This is a genomic window from Parafrankia discariae, assembly GCF_000373365.1.
Classification (GTDB): Bacteria; Actinomycetota; Actinomycetes; order Frankiales; family Frankiaceae; genus Parafrankia; species Parafrankia discariae.
The window spans coordinates 1-22,753 of the sequence record NZ_KB891236.1 but is presented as its reverse complement, the minus strand read 5'-3'; the positions used below and the strand labels follow the sequence as shown (position 1 = coordinate 22,753).

Here is a 22,753-nt window from a genome sequence, read left to right as displayed (position 1 = left end):
TGCCGCGCCGGACCGACGATCAGATCGTGTTGCCGCACAGCCCCGGCTCGACGACGAGGAACGCGTTGCCCGAGTCGTTGACCTGGACGAACGAGTAGCAGGTGGTCGGCCGGCCCGCCCCCGCGCGGAAACTGATCGGGCTGATCAGGCCGCCGGCGTCGTAGCTGTTCCGGGCGCGCAGCCGGTCGATGAAAGCCGCCCGCGTCGGGCAGGCACCGGCGAGGCGCAGACCCTCCAGGAACATGTCGGTGCTGATGTAGGCGAGCACCGAGGTGTCGTTCTCGGGCTGGGCGACCTGCGGCGCGTACCGGTTCATCGCGTCCAGGTAGGTCCTGGTCGCCGGACCGCCGAGCTCGAGCGGCCGGTAGACGAGCGGCACGGTGATTCCCGCGGCCTGGGCGCCGAAGGCTGCCAGGAGCCGCTTGTCGTAGCCGTTGCCGGAAAGCACCACCTTCGGCGCGTGGCCGGCCTGCCGCAGCACGTTCAGGATGCCGACCAGGCTGTCCGGCAGGATGAGGCCGATGACCACGTCCGCCTTCGCCGCGACGACCCGGGCGGCGGCCGCTGCCGGGTTGTCGACGTTCGGGGTGAAGCTCACCGTGTCCACCACGGGAATTCCGCTGGCGGCGAGGCTGCGCGCGTACCGGTCGGCGGTGTCCGAGATGCCCGCGGACAGCCCGGGCTGCAGGATCACCGCGCGCCGGCCGCCCCGGGAACGCACGAACTGGCCCTGCGTGTCGACGGCGACGCCGGTCACGTAGGTGAAGGCGAACATGTTCGGCATCGTCGACCAGACCTGCTCGTGGGCCAGGCCGGTCACCGGAACGCCGCGCTCGGCGAGGTAGCCCGCGCCTCCCGACGCCGCGACCGACAACTCGATGAGGCCGAAGACGTTCTGCCGCTCGACGAGGTCGCGGGCGCTCATCGCGTTCCCGGTCGCGGACCCCTTGTCGTCGCGCCACTGGTAGCCGACCTGGCGGCCGTTCACGCCCCCGGCGGCGTTCACCTCGCCGAGGCGGGCGTCGATCCCGCCCCGAACGGCGTCGGACTGCTCGGCGGCCGGCCCGGTGTCCGGATACAGCACACCGAGGTCGATCCGCTGGGCGCTCACCCCCGGCGCGCGGCAGTCGGTGGTCGCATCGGCCTGGGGTGCGGAACACCCCGCGAGGAGGCCCGCCGCGCCGACGGAAAGGGCGGCCAGTACCGAGCACAACATTCGACGACGGGAGAACATCCGGCCCCCTGTATGACGGTCTCGAAAGAAAAACGGACCGGGACTTTTCGCGGTTACCCGCACCGCGAACGCGAAACCCCGGTCACTGGTAGAATCTCTCGTGGAGCACTGCCTCCGAACGGCGATCCGTCGTCGGCTGTCGGAATGGTCGGCGGGTACGCCCAGACGATACCAAGGCGGACGATCGTGTTTGCGGCCAGGAAGGTCCCCGCGGGACCAGACGGCTGTGTCGTCGATCCCAGGTGTCGAGCTCGTCGGCTCTGCTTTTCCGGTGATTCATCGGGAGGTCATTTGCTTTTGGCGAAAGAATGTTCGCGCGGTGCGCCCCGGGTCACTGTTCGGTGCGGTGTCGGATACGTGCGGTGTCCCGCTCGCGGGCGGGACACCGGCCGGCCGGCGACCTCCGTGCGCGCTCCGGTGTCGGAGCTGGTGGCGTTTCAGCGCCTCTATCGGCCCGTGAGCTGGCCCTTTGCGGTCGGCGTGATCGTCTGCGGGAGTGGTCGGGCCGGTCTGTGTCACGGGGAACCGCCGTCGTCGCGGGGCCGGCCGACGAGGTCGCCCCGCGGTCACGCAGTGGTCTCCCGCCAGAGGGTGTGATGTGTGCAACATCGTCACGTTGGGTCGCGTTCGCCGCGGCCGCAGGCCGGCCCCCAGCCATCGGGACAGGGTGGAGAGCTGCTTCTCCTGGTCCCCGTGGGGCGAAGGCGCCGCGGTCCCGTTCCGGCGGCGGCCCCGCCTGGCCGCCGCCGTCGTCGTCGCCCGCTCCATGCGCGGGGACGGACCGGGCCGGTGTTTCCTGGGCACGCACCGCCGGGATTCCCGTCGCTCCGGATATTAACTCTCGGATTTACCGACGGCCGGATGGCGGGCAACAGACGGGCTGGGGGGCACTGGCAGTGCCTCCCACTGTCGGTGGTCCTGGTGTTGGATGGAGCTGTGGAGTACACCCGCCTGGGATCATCAGGATTGAAGGTCAGCCGCATCGCGCTCGGCTGCATGAGCTTTGGCAAGGCGAACACCGGGCGCAAGTGGGCGCTTGACGCGGACGCGGCGGAGGCGCTCTTCCGGCAGGCCGTCGAGCTCGGCATCACGTTGTGGGACACGGCGAACGTCTATAGTGCGGGCACCTCGGAGGAGATCACCGGAGCGGCGGTCGGGCGGTACACGAGCCGTGACCAGGTCGTCATCGCGACGAAGCTGTTCGGCTCGATGGGCCCGGGGCCCGGCGGTGGCGGTCTTTCCCGCCGCGCGGTGTTCGAGCAGATCGGCGCCTCCCTGCGGCGCCTCGGCACCGACTACGTCGACCTGTACCAGATCCACCGGTTCGACCCGGAGACGCCGGTCGAGGAGACGATGGAAGCGCTCCACGACATCGTGAAGGCGGGGAAGGTCCGCTATCTCGGCGCCTCGTCGATGTGGGCCTGGCAGTTCTCCAAGATGCAGTACACCGCCGAGCTGCGCGGCTGGACGAAGTTCGTCTCGATGCAGGACCAGTACAGCCTCGTCGCCCGCGAGGAGGAGCGCGAGATGTTCGGGCTGCTCGCGGACCAGGGCGTGGGCAGCCTGCCCTGGAGCCCGCTCGCCGCGGGGCTCCTCGCCCGGCCGTGGGGTGACGTGAGCACGACCCGCGGGGGGCTCAACCCGACGACCGACAGCTCGGGCACGCCCCTCTTCCTCGACAGCGACCGCGGGACGGTGGAGGCGGTGGAGCAGATCGCGCAGGCGCGGGGTGTCTCCATGGCGCAGGTCGCGATGGCCTGGGTACTGAAGAACCCCGTGGTGGCCGCGCCGATCGTCGGCGCGACGAAACCGCACCACCTGGCGGACGCCGTCGCGGCCCTGGACCTCGAGCTCGGCGACAAGGAAGTGACCGCGCTCGAGGAGCACTACTCACCGCGTCGGCCCACCTATTACGGGTCGAAGTCCGGATACTGATCCCGCGCGCGCCGAGCGGGACCTGCCCGACCGGCACCGCGGGAACGAGCGCCGGCACCACAGGCGACCGCGAGGGCGAGCGCGGGAAGGAGATCCGTTGACCTGCAACGCGGAGGAGCTCGACCGGATCGGCCGGGCCGCCGGGCTCGAGGTGACCTCGACCCGCGCGGGCGGGATCGAGAAGGCCGTGACCTTCGAACAGGCGGGTCCTGAGCTGGGGTCGGTGCGGCCGATCCGGTTCAACACCGGCCCGGGCCGGACCTCCGACCTCGCGGCGTTGCGGGAGGCCGGCCAGGCCATCGAGCGGCTCGGCTACTCGACCTTCGCCCTCGCCGACCATTTCATGATCCGGTTCGCTCCGCTGATCGCGCTCCAGGCGGTCGCCGACGCGACCGACACCCTGCGGCTGACCCAGACGGTGCTCAACCAGGATCTACGGCATCCAGCGGTACTCGCCAAGGAGCTCGCCACCCTGGACGTGCTGTCCCGGGGCCGGCTGCAGGTGGGGCTCGGCGCCGGCTGGATGCGGGCCGAGTACGAGCAGGCCGGCATCCGGTACGACCGGGCCTCCACCCGGATCGCGCGGCTCGAGGAGGTGGTCGTCATCCTCAAGGGCCTGTTCGGGGACGGCCCGTTCAGCCACACGGGCGAGCACTTCACGATCGACGCGCTGCGCGGCACCCCGCGGCCGTCGCAACGGCCGCATCCGCCGATCATGATCGGCGGCGGTGGTCGGCAGCTGCTGTCGGTGGCCGGGCGGCACGCCGACATCGTGCAGATCATGCCCCGGCTTCCGCGGGAACCTCGGCCGGCCGAACCGCATCCGTTCAGCGCCGAGGCCTACGAGCAGCGGATCGACTGGGTCCGCGCCGCCGCCGGGGACCGGTTCGGGGCCGTCGAACTCGGAGCCCAACTGCTCGACGCGACGATCACCGACGATCCGGAGGCGGCTTTCGAGCGCCTCGTCCAGAGTTTCGCGGCCCGGGGATCCACCGGGGGCGCTGTTCCGTCCCGGGCCGACCTCGCCGCGTCGCCGATGGTCGCCATCGGCTCGCTGGACGACGTCTGCCGGAAGATCGTGGACGTCCGCGCGCGGTTCGGGATCAGCTACTTCACGACGCCGCTCGGGACCAGCCCCGAGGCCTTCGCGCCGGTGGTGAAACGGCTGGCGGGCCGGACCGCCGAACCGGACCCGGCATAGGCCGGAAAATCCGGGGCGGGCCGCATTCGCGCGAAATCAGCGGTCAGATGCCGTGCTGCGGCGGGGAGAGTCGCGCCGCCCACGCGCCGGACCTGATGAGCCGTTCCGCCTCGTCGCGAATGACCTGGCCGACCTCGGTCGCGAATCTGGACGTCAGCTTCAGCTTGAGTTTCAGCGCGGTGTTCTCCAGACTGTTGCGGATTCCGGTCTGGGAGGCGGGCAGCACGAGCGGCCCGCCTACTCGGCGTCGAAGTCGGCGGTGAACGCGCTCACCCGGCATGTCGCGGGGAACTGGGGCGCGAAGGGGGTTCGCTGCAACGGGGTGATGCCGGGTCTGGTGATGGGCGAGACGCAGGCGGCCCAGAACGACGTCGCGCTCCAGGAACGGTTCCTGAGCCAGGTTCCCACCACCCGGCTGGGCCGTGCGAGCGACCTGGCCGCCGTCGTGTCCTTCCTGCTCTCGGACGACGCCGAATGGACCAACGGTCCGGTCTGGGCGATCGACGGCGGCGCCAACATGCGCGCCTGACGGTCACGCCCCCGGACCCGGCCGGCCGGTCAGCCGGCCGGGTCGGTGTCCCGCGCCGCGTGGTGCCGCCCCATCGGGATGACCAGCGGCGTGCCGCTGACCGGGTCCGGGGTGACGAGCGCGTCGATCTCGAAGACCTCCTTCACGAGGGCCTCGGTGATCAGCGCGCCGGGGGTGCCGTGGGCGACGATCCGGCCCGCCTTCATGGCGATGACGTGGTCGGCGTAACGGCACGCCTGGTTCAGGTCGTGCAGCACCATCACCACGGTGCGTCCCTCGTGCCGGTTGAGGTCCACGACCAGGTCGAGCACGTCGATCTGGTGGGCGACGTCGAGGAAGGTGGTCGGCTCGTCGAGGAGCAGGATCGGGGTGCGCTGGGCGACGGCCATCGCGATCCAGGCCCGCTGGCGCTGGCCGCCGGAGAGCTCGTCGACGGAGCGTTCGGCGTGCTCGAGCATGGACGTGGCGATCAGCGCGGCGGTGACGGCCTCCTCGTCGCCTTTCGACCACTGCCGCCACCAGTTCTGGTGCGGCGAGCGGCCGCGGCTGACCAGCTCGAGTACGGACAGGCCCTCGGGCGCGACCGGCGCCTGAGGCAGGATGCCCAGCCGGCGGGCGACCTGCCGGGTCGGGGTCGCCTGGATGGAGCGCCCGTCCAGGTGGACCGTGCCGGCCTTCGGGCTCAGCAGCCGGGCCAGCGCGCGCAGCAGCGTCGACTTGCCGCACGCGTTCGCCCCGACGATGACGGTGATCTTTCCGGGCGGGACGACGACGTCGAGGTCGTCGACCACCACCCGGTCGTCGTAGGACAGCCGCAGCCCCGTCGCGCTCAATGTGGGGGCGTCGCCGGCCGGGCCGTCGACAGCCCTGTCCGGAGTGCGCGCGACGTCGTCAAGGACGCGCGCGACGTCGTCGGAGTCCGGCGCCGTCGTCACGGAAGGTGTGTTCGCTGCCGCCACAGGTCGGGTCAACCTCCAGAGCCGGTGCTGTTGGCCCGGGCGAGCAGCCAGAGAAGGAACGGGGCGCCCAGGACGCCGGTGACGATCCCGACCGGCAGCTGGGTGTCGGTCAGCAGCTGGCGGGCGATGATGTCGCTGACCAGGATGATCAGTGATCCGGTCAGCGCGGAGCCGACCAGCGGCGGCCAGGCGAGGCCGGCGAGGCGCTGGGCGATCTGCGGCGCGGCCAGCGAGACGAAGGCGACCGGTCCGGCGGCGGCCGTCGCGAAGGCGACCAGGCCCACCCCGGCCAGCAGCATCGTCAGCCGGGCCCGCTGGATCGGGATGCCCAGGCCGCTGGCCACGTCGTCGCCCAGGGCCAGCGCGTTCATCCACCGGCCCAGCATCAGCGCGGTCGGCGCGAGCACGAGCACCGCGACCGCCAACGGGCCGACGTCGCTCCAGCTCTTGGCGTTGAGGTTGCCGACCATCCAGCCCAGGGCCCGGTGCGCCTCGACGATCTCCGCCCTGGTCATCAGGTAGTCGGTCAGGCTCATGCACATCCAGGAGACGCCGATGCCGACCAGGATGATCCGGTAGCCGGTGGCGCCCCGCCGCCAGGCCAGCAGGTAGACCAGTACGGCGGTGGCGAGCGCGCCGAGCAGGCCGAGCAGGTCGGTACCCAACCCCGAGCCGAAGCCGAGCGCCAGGCCGGCGACGACCGCGGTGCTGGCACCCGAGTTGATCCCGATCATGTCCGGGCTGGCGAGCGGGTTGCGGGTCATCGTCTGGAACACCGCCCCGGACATGCCCAGTGCGAGGCCGGCGAGCAGGGCGACCAGCGCCCGCGGCAGGCGCAGCTCCTGGACGATGAACACCGAGCCCGCGTCGCCCGAGCCGAACATGGCGGGCACGACGTGGGTGAGGGACACGGGATAGTCCCCGAGGGTCATGCCGAAGCAGAACGCCGCGAACGTGGCGAGCGCCAGCAGCAGGCCGACGACCAGCACCCGCGGACGCAGCACGCCGGAGACCGGCGGCCGTTCCAGGCGCACGACGACTCGCCCGGCACCCGCCGGCAGGACCCCGGCGGCGCCGCGGGCAGCGCCGCCGCCGGCGACGTCGGTGTTGCCGGTGCTGCCAGCGCTGTCAGTGGTGGTGGTCACGGGCGGCGCCTACAGTTCCGCGAGGCGGCGACGGCGGACGAGCAGGATGAACAGCGGCGCTCCGACGAACGCGACGACGACCCCGACTCCGACCTCGCTCGGACGGTTGATGAGCCGGCCCAGGATGTCCGCGGCCAGCACCAGGGCCGGGGCGAGGATCATGGTGAACGGCAGGATCCAGCGGTAGTCCGGCCCGGTGATCGCCCGCGCCACGTGCGGCACCACCAGCCCGACGAACACGACCGGGCCGGCCGTCGCGACCGCGGCGCCGGTGAGCAGCGTGATGGCGAGGACGCCGCGGACGCGGACGAGGGCCAGCCGGCGCCCCAGCGACCGCGCGACGTCCTCGCCGAGGGCGAGGCTGTTGAGCGCCGTGGCACTGCTCAGAGCCAGCACCGCGCCCACGGCGAGGAACGGGGCGGCCTGCTCCAGGACGGCGGCGTCGCGCCCGGACAGCGAGCCCGCCGCCCAGAACCGGTAGCGGTTGAGCGCCTCGGTGTCGGTCAGCGCGATGCCGTTGGTCAGCGAGCTGAGCAGGGCCGTCACGGCGACGCCGGCGAGCGCGAGCTTGACCGGCGTGGCGCCGCCGCGGCCCGCCGTGGCCAGCAGGTACACGACCACGCTGGTGATGAGCGCGCCGGCGAACGCGAACCAGATGTAGCCGTTGAGCGAGGTGAGGTCGAGCGTCGAGACGGCGAGCACGATGCCGAACGCGGCCCCGGCGCTCACTCCCAGCAGACCCGGGTCGGCCAGCGGATTGCGCGTCAGGCCCTGCATGAGTGCCCCGGCCAGGCCGAGCGCGGCGCCGGCGAACAGGCCGAGCACGGTGCGCGGCACGCGCAGCCCGCGCACCACCGCGTCGATCTCGCCGCCGTCCGGTTCGAAGACGGCCCGCGCCACGTCGCTCGGCGCGATCTGCCGACTTCCTAGAGCGATCGACAGGACGCAGATGACGGCGAGCAGCAGGAGGGCCCCGGCGAGGAGGAGCGCGAGGCGGCGGTGCCGTCGGCTGGCGGCCGAGGTCACCCGCGGCGACGCGCGGGTGTAGCTCGCGACTGCCATCACACCTCCCGTAACCGGTGACCTGGTCGCCGGCGGCTTGCCTTAACTTGCTTCGTTGAGCTTAGGTGAGGGTTACTTTATTGCATGACCTGCGCTTATGTCACGAGCGGCGCCTCCGGTTGATCTGTCCCGTCCCAGCGCGGGACGTCACCGTCAGGCCGGTCGTGATGTTAGCCGCGCGGGGTGGCGGCGAGCTCCGGGTCGGCAGCAGGCCCCCGGAACAACGCGCGCCCGGCAACACCGGCGTGCCCGGCAACACCAGCGTGTTCAGGAACGACAGCAGATCCAGGAACGACAGCAGATCCAGGAACAACCCATCAGCGAGAGAGGCGTGCTCCCATGGCTGGTAGCGAAGTCGGCGACGCGATGACGGCGCCGTCCGCAGGGCCGCAGGAGCTCGACCACCTGCTCGCCACCTGGAACGACACGGCCTCCACCATCCCGCTCGCGGCCTTCCCCGCGATGCTCGCGGAACAGGTCGCGCGCACCCCGGACGCGATCGCCGTCGTCTGCGAGGACGTCGAGCTCACCTACGCCGAGCTGGACGCCCGCGCCAACCGGTGGGCCCGGCTGCTGCTCGGCCTCGGGGTGCGCCGCGAGCAGGTCGTCGCGTTCGCGCTGCCCCGCTCGGTCGACATGATCGTGGCGATGGTCGCCGTGCTGCGCACCGGGGCCGCCTACCTGCCGCTCGACCCGGACTACCCGGCCGGGCGGCTGTCCTACATGGTCGCCGACGCCCGACCGGTCTGCCTGCTCACCACGACCGCGTGGGCCCGGCGCATCCCGGTCGGCGAGGCCACCACGACGCTGCTCGTCGACGCCCCGGAGACGATCGCCGCCGCTGCCGGGACCGACCCGGGGGCGCTCACCGACGCCGAGCGCGGCGGGCCGGTCGCGGTCACCGGCGCGGCCTACGTGATCTACACCTCCGGGTCCACCGGCCGGCCGAAGGGCGTCGTCGTCACACACGCCGGCGTCGCCGGGCTGGTCGCCACCCAGCGCCAGCGGCTCGGCGTGGACGAGCACTCCCGGGTCCTGCAGTTCGCCTCGCCCAGCTTCGACGTCGCCTTCTGGGAGCTGTGCATGGGCCTGCTCTCCGGCGCGCGGCTGGTGGTGGTGCCCGCCGAGCGCCGGGTACCCGGACCGGAGCTGACCGACTACATCGCCGCCCACGGCGCCGACGTGATGATCCTGCCGCCCGCGCTGCTCGCGGCGCTGCCGCCGGGCTGCGCGCTGCCCGCGGGCGGGGTGCTGCTGGCCGGCACCGAACGGGTCTCGCCGGAACTCGTCGCGCGCTTCGGCCGCGACCGGCGGATGTTCAACGCCTACGGCCCGACCGAGGCCACCGTGAACTCGACGCTGGGGGAGTGCGACCCGGACACCCCGACCGGCGCGCTCGTCCCGATCGGCCGGCCGGACCCGGACACCCGCGCCTACGTCCTCGACGACGCGTTGCGCCCGGTCCCGGTCGGCGTGCCCGGTGAGCTCTACCTGGCCGGCACCGGCCTGGCCCGCGGCTACCTGGGCAAGCCGGGGCGCACCGCGGAGCGGTTCGTCGCCGATCCGTTCGGCGCGCCCGGTGCCCGGCTCTACCGCACCGGTGACGTGGCCCGCTGGGACGACGACGGCCGGTTGACCTTCCTCGGCCGCACCGACGACCAGGTGAAGATCCGCGGCTACCGGATCGAACCCGGCGAGGTCGAGTCGGTGCTGGCCGGCCACCCGGGAATCGGCCAGGCCGTCGTCATGGTCCGCGACGACGCCGCCGGCCAGCCGAACCTGGTCGCCTACGCGGTGCCCAGCGCCGAACGCGACGCCGCCGGTGAGCACGAGCAGGTCGGCGAGTGGAAGGAGATCCACGAGTCGGTGTTCCACGACGCCGCCGAGCACGGCCTCGAGGAGAACTTCACCGCGTGGAACAGCAGCTACACCGGCGAGGCCATCCCGGTGGAGGAGATGCGGGAGTGGCAGGACGCCACCGTGCGCCGCATCCGCGCCCTGCGGCCCCGGCGGGTGCTGGAGATCGGGGTCGGCAGCGGCCTGATCCTCTCCCGGGTCGCCGCCGACTGCGAGGCCTACTGGGGTCTCGACCTGTCCGCCCGGGCGATCGAGAACCTGCGCGCCACCGTGGCGGACCGACCCGACCTGCGGGACCGGGTGCACCTGCGCGCCGCGCCCGCGCACGACCTCGCCGACCTGCCCGCCGACTTCGACACCGTGGTCATCAACTCGGTGATCGTCTACTTCCCGAGCGTCGACTATCTGGTGGACGTGGTCCGCCAGGCCATGGGCCTGCTGGTCCCGGGCGGCGCGCTGTTCCTCGGTGACATCCGCGACCTGCGCCTGCTGCGCTGCATGCGCACCGCGGTGGAACTGCACCGCGGCGCCGCGGCCGGCCTGCCCTCGGCCGGGACGGTGCGCCGGGCCGCCGACCGGGCCGTCGAGCTGGAGAAGGAACTGCTGCTCGACCCCGACTTCTTCGTCGCGCTCGCCGACGCCGTCCCGGAGATCGACGCGTCCGCCGGCATCGACCTGCGGGTCAAGCGGGCCCGCCACCACAACGAGCTCAGCCGCTACCGCTACGACGTGGTCCTGCGCCGCCGTGGTGGGGACGCCCCGCGTACCGACCCGGCCGAGCGGCACGTCCGCTGGGGTGCGGAGGTCGCCGACGCCGCCGCCGTCGAGGCGTGGCTGGAGGCCCACCAGCCGACGCGGCTGCGGGTGACCGGCGTGCCCAACGGCCGGCTCACCGGCGAGATCGCGGCGCTGCGGGCGCTCGACGCGGACGCGGAGCCGGACGCCGTGCTGGCCGCGCTGCGCTCCGACGGGGGCGCGCCGGACCCGGAGGTCTTCGTCGCCGTCGCCGAGCGCACCGGTCGCCAGGTGGCCGCCACCTGGACGGCCGGGACCGACGACGGCCGTATCGACGTGATCTTCGCCGCCGCCGCCGCCGGTGGCGGTGGCGGTGCGGCCGGCGCCGGCCCGGACCTCGGCCCGGACCAGACGGTCTACCGGCCGGCGGAGCACCCGCGCGGCGCGCTCGCGTCGTACGCCAACGACCCGTCCGGGCTGCGCCGCTCGGGTGCGCTGGTGGCGGCGCTGCGCACCTTCGCCCGGGGCCAGCTCCCCGAGTACATGGTGCCCTCGGCGTTCGTGCTGCTCGACCGCATCCCGGTGCTGCCCAGCGGCAAGGTCGACCGGGCGGCGCTGCCCGCGCCGCAGGCCCGCCCCGCCGGCGCCGGCCGGGAGGCGCGCAACCCGCGCGAGCGGATGCTCTGCGAACTGTTCGCCGAGATCCTGGGCCAGCCCGAGGTCGGCATCGACGACAGCTTCTTCGACCTCGGTGGGCACTCACTGCTCGCCACCCGGCTGGTCATCCGGGTCCGGTCCGTTCTCGGCGCCGAGCTGGCGCTGCGGACGGTCTTCGAGGCCCCGACCGTGGCGGAGCTCGCCGAGCGGCTGCGGATCTCCGGCAGCGACCGACCCGAGCTGGTGACCGGCACCCCGGTGGACGGGACGCCGCTCTCCTCGGCCCAGCGCCGGCTGTGGTTCCTGTACCGGCTGGAAGGGCCGAGTTCGTTCTACAACGTGCCGATCCTGCTCCGCCTGGTCGGCCCGCTCGACGTCGACGCGCTGCGGCTGGCCCTGGACGACCTCGCCGAGCGGCACGAGACGCTGCGCACGATCTTCGTCCAGTCCGGGGACGGCGTCCCCGCCCAGCGTCTGCTCACCGGCGACGCCGCCCGACCGGGCCGGGCGCTGCTGATGGAACCGGCCGGCGCGCGCGACGAGCTGACGGCCCGGGTCCGGGACACCACCGAGTACCGCTTCCGGCTGGACGAGGAGGCGCCGGTGCGCTGCCACCTCTACCCGGTGCATACCGATCCGGTGCGCGCGGCCGAGGGACCGGCGGCGGCGCAGGACGAGCATCTGCTGCTCCTGCTGCTGCACCACGTCGCCGGCGACGGCTGGGCCGAGGCACCGCTGTTGGAGGATCTCGGCCGGGCCTACTCGGCGCGCCGCGCCGGGCAGCCGCCGGCCTGGGCGCCGCTCGCGGTCCGCTACGCCGACTACGCCGCCTGGCAGCCGAGGCTGCTCGGCGCGGCCGACGACCCGGACAGCCTGCTCGCCCGCCAGAGCGCCTACTGGACCGAGGCGCTGCGCGGCCTGCCCGAGGAACTGGTGCTGCCGGTGGACCGGCCGCGCCCCGCCGCGGCCGGCTACCGGGGCGGCACGGTCGCCGCGGTGCTGCCCGCCGCGCTGCACCGCGGCCTGCGTGAGCTGGCCGCGGCGACCGGGGTCAGCCCGTTCATGCTGGCCCACGGCATCGTCGCCGCCCTGCTCACCCGGCTCGGTGCCGGCACCGACCTGCCGCTGGGCACCCCGGTCGCCGGGCGGGGTGACGCCGGGCTGGACGGGGTCACCGGCTTCTTCGTCAACCTGCTGGTGCTGCGCACCGACACCGCGGGCGACCCGACCTTCCGGGAGCTGCTCGCCCGGGTGCGCGACGTCGACCTGGCCGCGTTCGACCACGCCGACGTGCCCTTCGAGCACCTGGTCGACGTGCTGCGCCCACCGCGCTCGCTGGCCCGCCACCCGCTGTTCCAGGTCATGGTCTCCTACCTGCGCGTCTACGACGCCGACCCGGGCCTGGCCGGGCTGCGCGCCAGCCGGGAGTACATCGAGCAGGACCTCGCGAAGTTCGACCTGACCTTCGCCTTCCACGAGACCGGTCTGGACGGCGCCGAGCGGCTCGAGGTGTCGGTCGAGTACAGCGCGGACCTGTTCGACCGGGCCGGCGCCGAGCTGCTGCTCGGCCGGGTACTGCGGACCCTCGCCAGCGTGGTCACCGACCCGGACCAGCGGCTGGGCCGCCTCGACCCGCTCGACCGCGCCGAGCGCGAGCTGATCCTCGGCACCTGGGCCGGGACGCCGCGGGAGGACTCCCCGCCGGCCCCGACCCTGCTGGAGGCGTTCGCCGAGCAGGTGCGCGACCGGCCGGACTCGGCCGCGCTCGTCGCCGGCGGGCGTCGGTGGACCTTCGCCGAGCTCGACACCTGGACGGCCCGCGCCGCGGCTCGTCTCCTCGCCCGCGGCGTCGGACCGGAGATCCTGGTCGGACTGGCCCTGTCCCGGGCCGCGACGGTGCCGGCGCTGCTCGCCGTGCTGCGCGCCGGCGGCGCCTACCTGCCGCTGCCGACCGACCAGCCCGCGCACCGGATCGCCGTCATCCTGGCCGACGCGGAACCCGCGCTGGTGCTCACGACCGCCGCGGACGCCGCCCGGCTGCGGGCCGACCATCCCGGCACCGAGGTGCTCGTCCTCGACGAGGCCGCGTCCGGCGACGCGCCGGCCGTGGTGCCGCCGGTGCCGCCGGCGCGTCCGGTGCCCGACGCGCTCGCGTACGTGATCTACACTTCCGGCTCCACCGGCGTGCCCAAGGGCGTCGCCGTCACCCACGGTGGGCTGGCGAACCTGCTCGCCACCCACCGGCACCGCCAGATGGCCGACGCCGCGCGCCGGGCCGATGGGCGCCGCCTGCGGGTCGCCCATCTCGCCTCGTTCTCCTTCGACGGCTCCTGGGGACCGCTGCTGTGGCTGTTCGACGGCCACGAGCTGCACGTTCTCGACGACAACGACTACCGGGACGTACCCGCCGCCGCCGGCTACCTCGCCGCGCACCTGGTCGACTGGGTCGACGCGACCCCCACCTACATCCAGGCACTGGTCGGGCTCGGCCTGCTCGACGGGGAGCACCGGCCGCTGGGCGTGGTCGTCGGCGGCGAGGCCGTGCCGGCGGAGCTGTGGCGGCGCCTGGCCACCACCGAGGGCCTGATCGCCCGGGACGTCTACGGCCCGACCGAGAACACCGTCGACGCCTACGCCTGGGACGCCACCCCGGACGGGGGGCGCTCGGCCCACCTGCTCGACGGCGTCACCGTGCGGGTGCTCGACGCGCACTGCGGGCTCGCGCCGGTCGGCGTCACCGGCGAGCTGTACCTCGCCGGGCACGGACTGGCTCGCGGTTATCTGGGCAGCGCGGGGCTGACCGCCACCCGTTTCGTCGCCGACCCGTACGGCCCGCCCGGCTCGCGGATGTACCGCACCGGCGACCTCGCGCGCTGGACCCCGACCGGGGTGCTGGCGTTCGCGGGCCGCGCCGACGAGCAGGTGAAGATCCGCGGTTTTCGGATCGAACCCGGTGAGATCGAGGCCACGCTCACGACGCATCCCGGCGTCGGGCGCGCCGCGGTCGTCGTCCGCGAGGACCGCCCCGGCGCGCGCCGGCTGGTCGCCTACGTGATCCCGGCCGCCGATGCCGATGCCGATGCCGGTAGTGGTGCCGCTGCCGCTGCCGACCCGGCGGCGTTGCGTGACCATCTCGCCGCGCGGCTGCCCGACCACATGGTCCCGGCGGCGATCGTGGTGGTGGACGACTTCCCGCTGACCTCCAGCGGCAAGCTCGACCAGCGGGCGCTGCCCGAACCCGACCTCGCCGCCGTGGCCGCCGGTGACGGCGGCGCCCCCCGGAACCCGGCCGAGCGGCTGCTGTGCGACCTGTTCGCCGAGCTCGTCGGCGTTCCGGCGGGCGCGGTCGGGACCGGTGACAGCTTCTTCACGCTCGGCGGCGACAGCATCCTCTCGATCCAGCTCGTCAGCCGGGCCCGCCAGGGCGGGCTCGTCCTGAGCGCACGGGACGTCTTCCAGACGCCGACCCCGGCCGGACTCGCCGCGGTGGCCGTACCGGCCTCGCCGGCGGCCGGCACCGCGACCGTCGCCGAACCGCCCGAGGCGGCCTGGGGCGAGGTGCCGCTCACCCCGATCATGCGCTGGCTCGTCGACACCCCCGGCCCGATCGACGGCTACCACCAGTCGATGGTCGTGGCGACGCCACCAGGTGCCGGCCTGGAACGGATCGACACCGGACTGGCCGCCGTCGTCGCCGCCCACGACCTGCTGCGCGCGCGCCTCGACCGTTCCGGCCCGGCCGGTCCGGTGCTCACCGTCGAGCCGCCGGCGCCCCGCCACGGCCTCGTCCGACGGGTCGACGCCGCTGGCCGGCCTGCCGGCGACCAACTCGTCGACCCGCCTGCCGCCGACCCGCCTGCTGGCGATCCGCCTGTGGGCGACCCGCTCGCCGGCGCCCTCGCGGCCGCCCGCGCCGAGCTCGCGCCGGAGCGGGGGGAAATGGTCCGGGCTGTGTGGGTCGACGCCGGCCGGGATCGGCCCGGCCGGCTGTACGTCCTCATCCACCATCTGGTCGTCGACGCGGTCTCGTGGCGTGTCCTGCTGCCCGACCTGGTGGCTGCCTGGGCCGCGGATCCGGTGGCGCCGGCCGATCCGGCCGTACCGGTGGCGCCGGTGGCGCCGCGGTCGTCCACCTCGTTCCGCACCTGGGCGCGCGGTCTGCTCGCCCGGTCCCAGGACCCGGCGCTGGTCGACCAGGCCGCCGCCTGGGCCGCGCTCGCCGACGGCGTGGTCTCCCCGTTCGGCCCCCGGGAACTGGACCCCGCCCGGGACACGTTCGCCACCGCGCGTCGGCTCACCGTGGAACTGCCCGCGGACATCACCTCCGACCTGCTCACCGGCGTCCCGGCCGCGTTCCACGCGCAGGTGAACGACGTCTGGCTGAGCGGGCTCGCGGTCGCGCTCGCCCGGTTCGGCGCCGCCCACGGCGGCGTGTCCGGTCCGATGCTCGTCTCGATCGAGGGCCACGGCCGGGAGGAGGAGTGGGTCGCCGGAGCCGACCTCGCCCGGACGGTGGGCTGGTTCACCACCGAGTACCCGGTGCGCCTCGATCTCACCGGTCTCGGCTCGGTCGGTACCGCCGTCCCAATCGGTACCGCCGTCCCGGTCGGCACCGCCGGTCCGGGCGGGTACGACCCCGGTGCCGCGCTGAAGACCGTGAAGGAGCAGGTGCGTCGGCTGCCCGGCAGCGGTGTCGCCTACGGCCTGCTGCGCCACGCGAACCCGGCCACCGCCGCCGCGCTCGCCACCGCGCCGGCGCCCGCCGTCGGCTTCAACTACCTGGGCCGCACCGCCGCCCCGGGAGCCCCGGGGGCTCCGGGCACCGCGACCTCCGACGGCGGCCTGGCGGGCGGCGCCGACCCGGCGATGCCGGTGAGCCTGCCGCTGGAGCTCAACGCCGTCACCGAGGACCGCCCCGACGGCCCGGTGCTCGTCGCCACCTGGTCCTGGCCGGCCGCGCTGTTCACCACGGACGAGGTCCGGGAACTGGCGGACGGCTGGTTCGCCGCGCTGGCCGAGCTGCGCGCGCACGCCCGGCGCCCGGGAGCCGGCGGTCGCACCCCGTCCGACGTCCCGCTGGCGGCGCTCGACCAGGCCGAGATCGAGCGGTTGGAGGCCCTGGTCCCGGCCGTCGAGGACATCGTCGCGCCCACCCCACTGCAGGAGGGGCTGCTCTTCCACACCGCGCTCGACCCGGACCGGCCCGACCCCTACGTCGTCTGGCTCGGCCTCGACCTGACCGGCCCGCTGCCCGCCGGCGCGGTGCGCGCCGCCGCCGCCGACCTGCTCGACCGGCATCCCAACCTGCGCGCCGCCTTCCCGGAGACGGCTTCGGGACGTCGAGTCACCCTCGTCCCGGCCCGGGTGGCGGCGCCGTGGCGCGAGGTGGACCTCACCGGCCTGCCGCCGGACCGCCAGCGCGCGGCGCTGACCGAGCTGGTCGCCGCCGAGACCGCGCGCCGGTTCGACCCGGCCCGCCCACCGCTGCTGCGCTGGACGCTGGTCCGCCTCGGCGTCGACCACGCCCGGCTGGTCCTCACCCACCACCACGTCCTGCTGGACGGCTGGTCGATGCCGCTGCTGGTCGCCGAGTTCCGGGCACTGCTGCGCGGGCGGCTGGGAGCCGCCACCGATCTGCCCGCGGTGGTGCCGTTCCGCCGTCATCTCGCCTGGCTGGCGGCGCGGGACACCGATGCCGCGCGGGCCGCCTGGTCCGCCGCGTTCGAGGACCTTACCGAGCCGACCCTGCTCGCCGAGCCGATGCCGTCCGCCGAAGCGGGGCCGTCCGCCGAGGCGGCGGTGGCGCCGCAGTCACGGCGGATCGAGGTCACGGTGCCCGCCGGCCTGGCCGCCGACCTGACCCGGCTGGCCCGCGAGCACGGCCTGACCATGAACACCGTCGTGCAAGGTGCCTGGGGTCTGCTGCTCGGCCGGCTGACCGACCGTGACGACGTGGTCTTCGGCACCACGGTCGCCGGCCGCCCGCCGGAGCTGCCCGGCGCCGAGACGATGATCGGCCTGTTCGCCAACACGGTGCCCGTGCGGGTGCGCACGCGGCCGGGTGAACCGGTGCTCGCCCTGCTACGCCGGCTGCAGACGGAACAGGCCGACCTGCTCGACCACCAGCACCTCGGCCTCGCCGACATCCGCGCGCTGGTCGGGGTCAACGAGCTCTTCGACACCCTCGCCGTCTTCGAGAACTACCCCGAGGACCCGGCGGCGGCCGCCGGCGTCGTGACGGGGGCGGTGCGGGTCGTCGCGGACGGCGGCGACGACACCACCCACTATCCGCTGACGCTGACCGCGCTGCCCGACCCCGCCGGCGGGTTGACGTTCCTGCTCGACCACCGCCCCGACCTGTTCGACCCCGGGCGCGCCGAGCAGGCGGCCGCCCGGCTGCTGCGGGTGCTGGCCGCCGTCGCCGCGGACCCGCACCGCCCGGTCGGCCGCGTCGACGTGCTCGACCCGACCGAGCGCACCCGGTTCACCCGGCCCACCGAGGCCGTCCGGACGACGCCCGCGGCGCCGCCCTCGACGTCGCCGCCCTCCGCGACGCTGCCAGCGCGCTGGCGGGAGCAGGTCGCCCGCACCCCGGACGCGCCCGCGGTCAGCTGCGACGGGGCGACGCTGCGCTACCGCGACCTCGACGAGCGCGCGGACGCGCTGGCCACCGAGCTGGCCCGGCACGGGGTCGGCCCGGAGAAGATCGTGGCACTGGCGCTCCCGCGCTCGCCCGGCCTCGTCGTCGCCGTGCTGGCCGTGCTGAAGACCGGCGGCGCCTACCTGCCGCTGGACCCCGACTACCCGGCCGACCGACTCGACCTCATGCTCCGCGACGCCGAGCCCGTGCTGCTTGTCACGGCCGCCGACTCCGACTCCGACTCCGGCACCGGCACCGGCCTGCCACGGCTGGTCGTCGACGCCGAGGGACGTCTCACGCCGAGCGCGGGAACGCAGCCGCCGCCGGTGTGGCGCGAGCCGGACCCCGACCACCCGGCCTACGTCATCTACACCTCGGGCTCGACCGGCACGCCCAAGGGCGTCCTCGTCACCCACCGCAACGCCACCCGCCTGTTCGACGTGACCAGGGGCCTGTTCGACCTCGGGGCGGACGACGTCTGGACGCTGTTCCACTCCTACGCCTTCGACTTCTCGGTCTGGGAACTGTGGGGGCCGCTGCTGCACGGCGGGCGGCTGGTGGTCGTCCCGCGCGCGGTGACCCGGGCGCCCGGGGAGTTCCTGCGCCTGCTCGCAGACGAGGGCGTCACCGTCCTCAACCAGACGCCTTCGGCGTTCGCGGCGCTCGACCTGGCGGACCGGGACGACCCCGCGACCTCCGCCCGGCTCGCGCTGCGCCTGGTGATCTTCGGTGGTGAGGCGCTCGACCTGGCCTCGCTCGGCTCCTGGTACGGCCGCCACGACGACCGTGCCCCCCTGCTGGTCAACATGTACGGGATCACCGAGACCACGGTGCACGTCACCCATCTCACGCTGGACACTGCCGTCGCGGCCACGGCCGGCGGCAGCCTGATCGGCGACCCGCTGGCCGACCTGCGGCTGTACGTGCTCGACAGCGGCCTGAACCCGGTACCGCCCGGGGTGACCGGTGAGCTGTACGTGGCCGGTGCCGGCCTGGCCCGCGGCTACCTGCGCCGGCCCGGCCTCAGCGCCGGGCGGTTCGTCGCCGATCCGTTCGGGGCACCCGGCGAGCGGATGTACCGCACCGGCGACCTGGTCCACCGCGAGCGCGACGGCGCGCTGGCCTACCGGGGCCGGGCCGACGAACAGGTCAAGATCCGCGGCTTTCGGATCGAGCTGGGCGAGATCTCGGCGGCCTTCGCGGAGCTGGCCGAGGTGGGCTCCGTCGCGGTCGTCGTCCGCACCGACACCCCCGGCGACCCACGGCTGGTCGCCTACGTGGTGCCCGCCGCCGGCACCGATCCGGCTGGCCCGGATTCGGCCGGCCCGGATCCGGCCGGCACCGACCCGGTCGCCGGTGAGCCGGCGCGGCTGCGGGCCGCCGCGGCCGCCCGGCTGCCGGAGCACATGATCCCCGCCGTGGTCGTGCTGCCCGAGCTGCCGCTGACCGTCAACGGCAAGCTCGACCGGCGCGCGCTGCCCGCGCCCGACCTCGGCGGCGCGGGGGAGGCCACCGCGGCGCGGACACCGGCCGAGGAGACGCTGTGCCGGCTGTTCGCGGAGGTCCTCGGCGTCGCCCGGGTCGGCGTCCACGACAGCTTCTTCGACCTGGGTGGGCACTCGCTGACCGTGACCAGGCTGACCAGCCGGATCCGCGCAGAGTTCGGCCGGGCGGTTCCGGTCCGCGCGGTCTTCGACGCCGCGACCGTAGCCCGGCTCGCGGCCGTGCTCGACCCGGCCGGCGCGGCCGGTGCGGCCGCGGGCCCAGCCGCGAGCGGACCCGTGGGAGCGGCGACGGACGGACCCGCGGGTGCGGCGACGGGCGCGACCGTGGACGCCTCGGCGGGTGGCCCGGTGGCCGAGCCGACCGCTCGGCCGCCGCTGCTCGCCGCCCCGCCGGCGGAACGGGAGCCGTTGTCGTTCGCGCAGCGGCGGCTGTGGTTCCTCTACCGCCTCGACGGACCGAGCCCCACCTACAACGTGCCGTGGGCCTGGCGGCTGACCGGCGAACTGGACCGCGACGCGCTGCGCGACGCCCTCGCCGACCTGGTCGAACGGCACGAGACGCTGCGCACGATCGTCCCGGACGACGACGCCGGCCGGCCCTACCAGGCCCCCCTGACCGGCGTCCGCCCGGAACTGCCCGTCGAGGCGGTCACCGAGGCCGACCTGCCGGCGGCGCTGCTGCGGGAGGCGCGGTACCCGTTCGCGATCGACCGGGAGATCCCGCTGCGGGCCCGGCTGTTCCAGCTCGGCCGGGACGACCACGCGCTGGTCCTGGTCATCCACCACATCGCGGCGGACGGTGCCTCCGAGGCGCCGCTGCTCGCCGACCTGAACACCGCCTACGCGGCGCGGCTGGCCGGCACCGCGCCGGACTGGTCGCCGCTGCCGCTGCGGTACGCCGACGTCGCCCGCTGGCAGCGTGAGCTGCTCGGCGACGAGGCCGACCCGGCCAGTGTCGCCGCCGCCCAGGCGGCCTACTGGCGCACGGCGCTGGCGGACCTGCCCGACGAGCTGGACCTGCCCATGGACCGGCCACGGCCGGACCGCGCGAGCAGCCGCGGCGGCACCGTCGAGTTCGACATCCCGGCCGGGCTGCACCGTTCGCTCACCGAGCTCGCCCGCTCCGGGGACGCCAGCCTGTTCATGGTCCTGCAGGCGGCGCTGGCGACATTGCTGACGAAGCTCGGCGCGGGCACCGACATCCCGCTCGGCTCGCCGATCGCCGGGCGGACCGAACACGAGCTCGACCCGCTCGTCGGCCTGTTCGTCAACACCCTGGTGCTGCGGGCCGACACCGCCGGGAACCCGACGCCGCGCGAGCTGCTCGGCCGGATCCGAGAGGCGAGCCTCGCGGCCTACGCCCACCAGGACCTGCCGTTCGAGCGGCTCGTCGACCTGATCAGTCCGACCCGCTCGCTGGCCCGGCACCCGCTGTTCCAGATCATGATCTCGCACAGCGTGCTGTCCGGGGACGACGGCCGGCTGCTCGGCCTGCCCGCGCGGCCGGTCGACACCGGGCTCGGTGTGGCCAAGTTCGACCTCGCCTTCGAACTGGCCGAACGACCCGCCTCCGGCGGGATCTCCGGCACCGTCGACTACGCCGTCGATCTTTTCGACGAGTCCACGGTGGAATCCTTCGCCCGGCGGTTCCTGCTCGTTCTCGAATCCATCGTCTCGGCCCCTGACGCGCCGCTCTCCTCGCTCGACGTGATTACCCCGGAAGAACGTCGGGTGTTGGGTGTTTGGGGTGTGGCTGGTTGTTCGGTGGAGCCGGTGTCTTTTGGTGGGTTGTTTGGGGTGCGGGTGGCTGAGGGTGCGGGTGCGGTGGCTGTGGTGGCGGGGGGTGTGGGTGTTTCGTTCGGTGAGTTGGATGTGTGGTCGAATCGGTTGGGGAGGTTTTTGTTGGGGTGTGGGGTGGGGGTGGAGAGTGTGGTGTTGGTGGCGTTGCCTCGGGGTGTGGAGTGGGTGGCGGTGCAGGTGGGTGTGTGGAAGGTGGGTGGGGTGTATGTGCCGGTGGATCCTGATTTGCCGGTGTCTCGGGTGGTGGGGATGGTGGCGGATGTGTCGCCGGTGTGTGTGGTGACGTGGTCGGGTGTGGGGGAGGATTTCCTGGCCGCGGTGTCGGGGGTTTCTCGGGTGGTCGTGGTGGATGATCCGGCGGTCGGTGCTGTGGTGGATGGTTTGTCGGGTGGGGAGATTTCGGTGGTGGAGCGGGGTGGTGTGGTGTCTCCGTCGAATGCGGCGTATGTGATTTTCACGTCTGGTTCGACGGGGCGGCCGAAGGGTGTGGTGGTGTCGCATGCGGGTGTGGCGAAGTTGGTGGCGACGCAGGTGGAACGGTTTGGGGTGGGTCGGGGTAGTCGGGTGTTGCAGTTCGCGTCGCCGAGTTTTGATGTGGCGTTCTGGGAGGTGGTGGCGGGGTTGCTGTCGGGGGGTGGTCTGGTTGTTGTTCCGGCTGAGTTGCGGGTTCCGGATGTGGGGTTGACGGATTTCCTGGCTGAGCAGGGTGTTGATTTTATGATTTTGCCGCCGGTGTTGTTGGCGGCGTTGCCGGAGGGTGCTGTTCTTCCGGCTGGTGGGACGTTGTTGGCGGGGACGGAGCGGGTGTCTCCGGAGTTGGTGGGGCGGTATTCGGGTTCGGTGCGGATGTTCAATGCGTATGGTCCGACCGAGGTGACGGTGAACTCGACACTCGGCCTGTGCTCACCGGAGGGGGTGGTCGGTGGTGTGGTGCCGATCGGCGTGCCCGATCCGGGGACGCGGGTGTATGTGCTGGATGGGTATCTGCGGCTTGTTCCACCGGGTGTCCCGGGTGAGTTGTATATCGGTGGTCTCGGGGTCGCCCGTGGGTATGTGGGCCGTTCTGGGCTGACGGCGTCGCGTTTTGTGGCGGATCCCTTCGTCTTGGGTGAGCGGGTGTATCGGACGGGTGATGTGGTCCGGTGGACGGAGGATGGGCGGCTGGTTTTCCTGGGTCGTTCGGATGATCAGGTGAAGGTGCGGGGGTATCGGATCGAGCCGGGTGAGGTCGAGTCGGTGTTGGCGGGTGCTCCGGGGGTGGGTCAGAGCGCGGTGGTGGTGCGGGAGGACCGTCCTGGGGACCGTCGCCTGGTCGGCTATGTGACGGCGTCGGATGAGACCGCGGGTGTCGATGTCGTGGTGGTACGCCGGCATGCCGCCGGGTCGCTTCCGGAGTACATGGTTCCCTCGGCGCTGGTCGTACTCGACCGGTTGCCGGTGACGGTGTCCGGCAAGCTGGACCGCAACGCCCTGCCCACCCCCGAATACGGCGGG

8 protein-coding genes and 1 pseudogene are annotated in these 22,753 nt (G+C 73.7%); 4 read left to right on the top strand and 5 right to left on the bottom strand.

All coding sequences use genetic code 11. The annotated features are described in order from the left end of the window. Positions 1 to 19: 19 nt before the first annotated feature. Positions 20 to 1,216 (bottom strand): ABC transporter substrate-binding protein, encoded by a 1,197-nt coding sequence (locus B056_RS0123730; RefSeq protein WP_020572665.1) that lies wholly within the window; start codon positions 1,214 to 1,216, stop codon positions 20 to 22. 954 nt (positions 1,217 to 2,170) lie between these two features. On the opposite strand from B056_RS0123730, the gene B056_RS0123725 reads away from it, so the two are divergent. Both B056_RS0123725 and B056_RS0123720 read left to right on the top strand, forming a co-directional pair. Further along, on the top strand, positions 2,171 to 3,169 hold the full coding sequence (locus tag B056_RS0123725; protein WP_026240066.1) for an aldo/keto reductase: 999 nt from the start codon (positions 2,171 to 2,173) through the stop codon (positions 3,167 to 3,169). A gap of 97 nt (positions 3,170 to 3,266) precedes the next feature. Then, the gene (locus B056_RS0123720) at positions 3,267 to 4,370 is read left to right on the top strand and encodes a TIGR03621 family F420-dependent LLM class oxidoreductase (RefSeq protein WP_018504349.1); all 1,104 of its coding nucleotides are present in this window, start codon (positions 3,267 to 3,269) and stop codon (positions 4,368 to 4,370) included. A gap of 43 nt (positions 4,371 to 4,413) precedes the next feature. Here B056_RS0123720 and B056_RS42090 read toward each other — a convergent pair whose 3' ends face one another. Then, entirely contained in the window at positions 4,414 to 4,596 is a 183-nt protein-coding gene (locus B056_RS42090; protein ID WP_018504348.1) for a hypothetical protein, read from the bottom strand. Between B056_RS42090 and B056_RS37750 the strand changes: the two are divergent. Next, positions 4,594 to 4,899: pseudogene (locus tag B056_RS37750) on the top strand (SDR family NAD(P)-dependent oxidoreductase); the annotation flags it as partial. The gene B056_RS42090 and the pseudogene B056_RS37750 sit on opposite strands and share 3 nt — an antisense overlap. 29 nt (positions 4,900 to 4,928) lie before the next feature. On the opposite strand, the gene B056_RS0123705 reads toward B056_RS37750, so the two are convergent. The 3 genes from B056_RS0123705 to B056_RS0123695 are packed head-to-tail and all read right to left on the bottom strand — an operon-like array spanning position 4,929 to position 8,065. Further along, on the bottom strand, positions 4,929 to 5,834 hold the full coding sequence (locus B056_RS0123705; RefSeq protein ID WP_018504346.1) for an ABC transporter ATP-binding protein: 906 nt from the start codon (positions 5,832 to 5,834) through the stop codon (positions 4,929 to 4,931). A 32-nt stretch (positions 5,835 to 5,866) separates the two neighbouring features. After that, positions 5,867 to 7,003 carry a FecCD family ABC transporter permease gene (locus B056_RS0123700; protein ID WP_018504345.1) on the bottom strand — a complete coding sequence of 379 codons (1,137 nt, stop codon included), beginning with the start codon at positions 7,001 to 7,003 and terminating at the stop codon, positions 5,867 to 5,869. 9 nt (positions 7,004 to 7,012) lie between these two features. Further along, positions 7,013 to 8,065 carry a FecCD family ABC transporter permease gene (locus B056_RS0123695; RefSeq protein WP_018504344.1) on the bottom strand — a complete coding sequence of 351 codons (1,053 nt, stop codon included), beginning with the start codon at positions 8,063 to 8,065 and terminating at the stop codon, positions 7,013 to 7,015. A 339-nt stretch (positions 8,066 to 8,404) separates the two neighbouring features. On the opposite strand from B056_RS0123695, the gene B056_RS37745 reads away from it, so the two are divergent. Next, positions 8,405 to 22,753: non-ribosomal peptide synthetase (locus tag B056_RS37745; protein WP_018504342.1), on the top strand; the 14,349-nt coding region annotated here is incomplete at its 3' end.